At 45.7% G+C, this 6261-nt stretch carries 5 protein-coding genes; 4 read left to right on the top strand and 1 reads right to left on the bottom strand.

The window, feature by feature from the left end; genetic code table 11:
* Positions 1-641: 641 nt before the first annotated feature.
* Positions 642-1472 carry a CRISPR-associated endoribonuclease Cas6 gene (gene cas6 / locus RID53_RS15105; RefSeq protein ID WP_446388886.1) on the top strand — a complete coding sequence of 277 codons (831 nt, stop codon included), beginning with the start codon at positions 642-644 and terminating at the stop codon, positions 1470-1472.
* A gap of 166 nt (positions 1473-1638) precedes the next feature.
* On the opposite strand, the gene RID53_RS15100 is transcribed toward cas6, so the two are convergent.
* Positions 1639-2952: a cytosine deaminase gene (locus tag RID53_RS15100; protein WP_446388885.1), complete on the bottom strand. Its 1314-nt coding sequence runs from the start codon at positions 2950-2952 to the stop codon at positions 1639-1641.
* Positions 2953-3448: 496 nt separating this feature from the next.
* Here RID53_RS15100 and RID53_RS15095 point away from each other — a divergent pair, with 496 nt between their 5' ends.
* The 3 genes from RID53_RS15095 (at position 3449) to RID53_RS15085 (ending at position 5923) form a co-directional block, all read left to right on the top strand.
* Entirely contained in the window at positions 3449-4210 is a 762-nt protein-coding gene (locus tag RID53_RS15095; protein ID WP_446388884.1) for a GDSL-type esterase/lipase family protein, read from the top strand.
* 26 nt (positions 4211-4236) lie between these two features.
* Positions 4237-4731: an AAA family ATPase gene (locus RID53_RS15090; RefSeq protein ID WP_446388883.1), complete on the top strand. Its 495-nt coding sequence runs from the start codon at positions 4237-4239 to the stop codon at positions 4729-4731.
* Positions 4732-4960: 229 nt separating this feature from the next.
* Positions 4961-5923 carry a hypothetical protein gene (locus tag RID53_RS15085; protein ID WP_446388882.1) on the top strand — a complete coding sequence of 321 codons (963 nt, stop codon included), beginning with the start codon at positions 4961-4963 and terminating at the stop codon, positions 5921-5923.
* The last annotated feature ends 338 nt before the right edge of the window (positions 5924-6261 follow it).

The raw sequence follows: 6261 nt of genomic DNA, 5'->3' as shown, positions 1-6261 counted from the left end.
TAAATAGACCAGACCCCCAACTGGAAACGGGAAAGGGTTCCACTAATTATCGGAGGCACACTAGGAGCCGAATGCTTGGAAACTTGCTCGTTCGGTTTTGAATGGGAGCTGAGAAAGATAAATCTTTCCTTCGACCCTATGAAACATTTAGGATTACGTAATACGCCTATAAGAATCCCTGGTCGAAATCCTCTATAATCCCTATCAGGGATTGAAACAAATTGCTTAAATCAAAGGGGTTCGTTGATGTTAGTCGAAATCCTCTATAATCCCTATCAGGGATTGAAACTTGTCAATACAGCAAAGACTACATCCCCCAGCTAGGTCGAAATCCTCTATAATCCCTATCAGGGATTGAAACTTAGCCAGTGCAAAGACGCTGATTCATGATCCATGTCGAAATCCTCTATAATCCCTATCAGGGATTGAAACAAAAATCAATTCAAAGTGTCTATTCGGTGCATACCTCCGCAAGTCAAAATCCTCTAAGTATTCGGACAAAAGAAAACGGCACTGTACTAAGTTTTGTAAACAAGCCTCAAACCCTTACAAAGGACGAATGACAAATGACGAATGACGATCTCCACCGCTCTTCTTTTATTGTGTCCACCTACTTATAATCCCTATCAGGGATTGAAACTATGCCCCATAGCCTAATTCTAAACCTGCTTCCCCAATCGCCAATTCCGCCACAGTTTCTCAGTGGACGCCATTTACACGCCCTATTTCTTAACCTAGTCAGTTCTGTCGATAGAAACCTAGGCGATTATCTCCACGAAGCCAAATCCGATAAAGCCTTTACCCTGAGTCCCCTACAAATTCAGCATCGCAGTGATTCAGCATCGGCTAATCTGTACTGGCAACATCATAAACCAATTCCCACAGGAACTCCCTGTTGGTGGCGAATTTCCCTACTCGATGATACTTTATTCAGTCAATTAACCCACCTGTGGTTAAATCTGAATCCCGAACACCCCTGGCATTTAGGTCCAGCCAACTTACAGATTACCAGTATTCTGGGAACACCCCAACCAGGAATACCGGGATGTTGGGCAAATGCTCTCAGTTATCAACAATTATATGACCAAGCCTCGACGCGCGATCGCACTCTGAATTTTGCCTTTTCTACCCCCACCGCATTTCGTCAGAGTAAATATGATTGTGCCTTACCCACAAGGGAATTAGTCTTCAATAGTTTAATTAAGCGCTGGAATCAATACAGTGGCATAGAATTCCCGAAAACATTAGTCGAGCTTATGTTTCCCAGTTTCTTTGAAATTCACACCGAATTAGTTGCCGATTCTCGCAGTAAATTTATTGGCTGTGTTGGCGCACTCAATTTTCGGATTATGGGGAAACCTGAAGCAGAAGCGATTCAGCAAATTAATGCTTTAGCCGATTTTGCCCTCTATTCTGGCGTCGGGCGGAAAACCACGATGGGAATGGGGATGGTGCGACGGATGAATTCGTAGGGGCTTGGTTCCCAAGCCCTACCACCGTTAAACCTTTGGATAAAAAAGGTATTCTGTAGGGGCGGGTTTGACTGTTAACCGATGCCACAATTCCCTTAAATCAATAAACCCGCCCCGATTAACACAAGTCAAGAAATACCACTTTTCAAGGGCTAAAGTTCCCTAACTACGAACTCAACCCATCCAACTCCCGGTAATCCGGTAACGTCGTATCAATCGCCACTCCATCACGAATCACCACGCGATCGCACTGCGGACGTGATAACAATTCACTATAACTACGTCCCTTAAACCAAACCAGATTCGCCGCCAACCCCACACCAATTCGCCCCACATCCGCCAACCCCATCAAATCCGCCGCCGTTTTCGTCACCATCGCCGGAGACTCCTCATACACCCCATCCAAATGGGCAACTCTCACCCCTTGATTAAACACCTCCAACACATCATGATCCCCAAACCCAAAAAACGGATCACGGCAATTATCACTCGCCAACGTCACCGGAATTCCAGACTCCTGTAACTCTTGAATCACCGTCACCCCCCGCCAACGCGGTGTTCTCCCCAACGTCCGATCCTGTAAAAATAGATTCGATAACGGTAAACTCACCACCCCAATCCCCGCCTCCTTCACCAGCGCCAAGGTTTCCGCCACCACCTCCGGCGACTGTACCGCCAAACTACAACAATGTCCACAAACCACCTGTCGCCCAAACTGAAACCGCAGCGCCGCCTCCGCCACCTTCCTCAAACAAATCGACTCCGGATTATCATTCTCATCCGTATGAAAATCCAGCGCCAAATCCCGTTCCTGCGCCAGCCGAAACACCCGATTCAACTGCGCCTCAATATCCGGATTCATATACGCCACCCCCCCCAAAACTCCCCCCACTTCCGCCACCAAATCCGCCAACTTCACCCCTTCCGGCGTCAAATAATAATCCAGCGACACCAAAGAAACCGCCTGTAACACCAATCGATTCGCCCATTCCTGCTGTAACTGCTGAAACACGCCAAAACTAATCCGCGCCTGTTCCCCAAACGCATCAATATGGGTGCGAATCGCCTGAGTACCATGGGCATAACTACACCTCAACCCAAACGCCATGCGGCGATAAACATCCTCCGCTTGCCAATACTGTAAACTATCCTGTTTTACCCTCTCCAACGCCAGATCAAACGTCCCCTCCGGATTCGGCGTGCGTTGCCAAATATGCCCCTTATCCAGATGAGTATGCACATCCACAAACCCCGCCCAAACCTGTCCCCCCTGCAGATCCACCACCGCCGTATCTGCGATCGACTGAGAATTCGCCCGCACAACTTGCGCCACCTTTCCCCCAGCCACCTGAATATCCACCAAACACAATCCCTCAGAGGTTCGACTCTCCAAAATCGATCTATCCTCAACCTGTAACATTGAGATTGGCACACGGGCATTTTTCAGCCAATAGCATGGTTTTGATGGAATCACACTCATCAACTTTCCCCCTCAAAGCACCTAAAATATTATATCCTCGTCCGTAGTTTGTAGTAAGGGCTTTAGCCTATCCAATGATCAGAACATCAACACCACCTTATCAATAAAACCCATCCCTACAGAAAAAGGGCAGATTTTATTGCTCAGTTATTGGTTAACATAAAGCAGGTTTCGTTATTCATTTTGATAAAATACAGCATATTTCCTGGTTCAATTATCGGTAATGTAGGACGGGTTTCGTTGTTCATTTGTTGGCAAAATATAGCATATTTCCTGGTTCAGTTATCGGTGATGCAGGACGAGTTTCGTTGTTTATTTATTGGTAAAATATGACATATTTCCTGGTTTAGTTATCGGTGATGCAGGGCGGGTTTCGTTGTTCAGTTAGTTCTAACTAGCCAAATTTAGTCCCTAAACCCGCCCCTACAATTCTAATCCACCAATTAAGGTGTGCCACACCACTACAATTATTCCCAAACCCATCTACCGATTCCCCATGACGACCAAAAACCCCCTAATCCTTTGGATATCACTCAGCCTAAACCTACTCTTTATCATCCTCTTCAGTATCCTAATCATTCGCAGAGGCGGCATCCCCTACCTCGTCAGCAAACTCCCCTTTAATCAACAAATCGAACAAACCGTAACCATAGCCCGTCGTCGCAACACCTATCAATCCACCTATCACCAAATGCGAAAACAAATGTTTGAGCAAATGCCAAACTCCGAAACCGAAATTATCTTCATTGGTGATAGTCTCACCGATCAAGGCGAATGGGCAGAACTCCTCGGAAACGCCAATATCCGCAATCGCGGCATCTCTGGAGACACCACCGACGGCGTTCTCAATCGCCTCAATGAAATCACCGCATCCCAACCCCAAAAACTCTTTCTAATGATTGGTGCAAACGACCTCTGGAATGAAAAGAAACCCGCCAGCGAAATCGCCGCAAACTATCGCCTCATCCTGGAACAAATTAAACGCCAAACCCCAGAAACCCAAGTCTTTATTCAAAGCCTCTTACCCATGAACACCATCAACTATTCCATTACAGTCAACAACTCTGAGATTATCGCCGTCAATCGCCACCTGCAAAACCTAGCCAGTGAATTTTCCTATACCTACATTGATTTACATCAACAATTTACCAACGAACAGAAACAACTTGACCCCGTATATACCATTGACGGCGTGCATTTAAACGGCAAAGGATACCTCAACTGGGCGAAAACTGTTTCACCCTACGTCAACCAATAAGTACCTGAATAGAGAGATACTCCTAAATGAACAACCAAGCCACCCTCTATTTCTTTTGTGGAAAAATGGCAGCCGGAAAATCAACCTTAGCCAAACAGCTAGCCAATGATCATAATGCCATTCTGCTAGTTGAAGATGACCTACTCTGCCAACTCTATCCCGAAGAAATTATTGATATTCCCAGTTACGTTAAATATTCTTGGCGTCTCAAAAATGCCATTGCTAATCACATTTGTACGCTTTTATTAAATGGAATCTCAGTTGTTCTCGATTTTCCCGCCAATACCCAAAATCAACGTCAGTGGTTCCGTCAGCTTATCGAGAGAACTAATGTTGCTCATGAACTTCATTTTATCGATGCAACTAACAATCTGTGTAAACAACAGCTAAAGAAACGCAGCCAGAATAAACCAGACGGAGCCGCATTTACCAGCGATGCAGAATTTGAGGCGATAACAAAATACTTTCAGCCTCCAAAAGATACAGAACGATTCAATATTATTAGGTATGAACGTAGCTAATTATTACATCCAGTCAATTGAAATATTTAAGCAGAGCCGTTGCTTCAAAACCCTATTTGATAGAGTAAACCCCCAAAAGATAGATATCCGTCTCTTTTCTCTCCAACTTACGCATCAGAGCAAACATCTATCCTTCGAGTCATGATTTCATTACCTTTTAATTTCTAAGCTAAAAGATAGGTTTAATTCCAGAAAAAATTAATCCGTTGCTGAATTAACAAAGGTTTATATGCGAATTTCCACACCCAAACTCCTAACAGGTACAATGTTAAGTGCCGTACTTTGTGCTGTTGCCGGAACCTCCGCGATCGCACGTCCCCTGGGCGAAGGTTCACTCAATCCCAATACTCCTAATACAACAGAAGCTGAACCCGTGCAACCCAAACATGGGGAAGTTGTCAGCCGCGCCTCTAACTTTGCCACGATTGAGATGGACAATGGTGAACGCCAAACCATTCCCGTCGCCCGTTGGAAACTGGGTCGATTAGAAGCTGGAACCGACGTGTGGGTGGCTTATGGTCGAATTGTCGCCATTGATTCTCAAGATAAACGCCTCAAAGGTCATATCGTAGCCGACGCCGATTATGCTATACCCATGCAAGGTCGAGTTGCCAGTATCACGGGTAACATCGCTAGCGTGGAACTGAAAAATGGGGAGAGTGTCAGTGTCGGTTTATCTAGATCCCAACAAGGACGAATCGTCCCCGGTACTCAAGTCATGGTAGACGATGGGCGTATTGTCGATATCAATCCCATGAGTGAGAATTCCATGGAACCGGACTTAATGGTGATTGAATACGACGCCCCCATGCAAGGTCGAATTGCCAGCATTACAGGTAACATCGCTAGCGTGGAACTGAAAAATGGGGATACTGTCAGCATTGGTTTATCTAGATCTCAACAAGGACAAATCGTCCCCGGTACTCAAGTCATGGTAGACGATGGGCGTATTGTCGATATCAATCCCATGAGTGAGAATTCCATGGAACCGGACTTAACGGTGATTGAATACGACGCCCCCATGCAAGGACGAATTGCCAGTATCACTGGTAACATCGCCAGCGTGGAACTGAAAAATGGGAATACCGTCAACATTGGTTTATCGAGATCCCAACAAGGACAAATCGTCCCCGGTACTCAAGTCATGGTAGACGATGGACAGATAATCAAAATCGAGTCAATGTCTCGGTAGTTGTCATTTGTTCTGACTTTTCACGCCATCTAGAAAAATCGATATCAAACCTAACCCCCGTCGTTCCCCCCCATCACATCCCCCTCTTCCCTTCAAAAGGGGAAAGCCAGAGGATGCTTCGCTTTTGTTCCATGAGGTGCACGGAAGGAGGAGAATTCAAAGCCTCTCTCCTTGCAGGAGAGAGGTTTGGAGAGAGGTTTTCCAGATCCCGTGAAAAGTCAGGTCATTTGTTGATTGGTGATTGGGGAAGTATTCAACCAACACGCTTGCTAATAGAAGCGGGTTTGTAGGGGCGGGTTTAGGAATTTTCGTTTGGCTATTAATGGTAACGTTTGTAC

The sequence above is a fragment of the Coleofasciculus sp. B1-GNL1-01 genome, from assembly GCF_040220235.1.
In the GTDB taxonomy this organism is placed as follows: domain Bacteria; phylum Cyanobacteriota; class Cyanobacteriia; order Cyanobacteriales; family Coleofasciculaceae; genus Coleofasciculus.
Note: the sequence above shows the minus strand (reverse complement) of the source record. Positions and strands in the feature narration are given on the sequence as shown.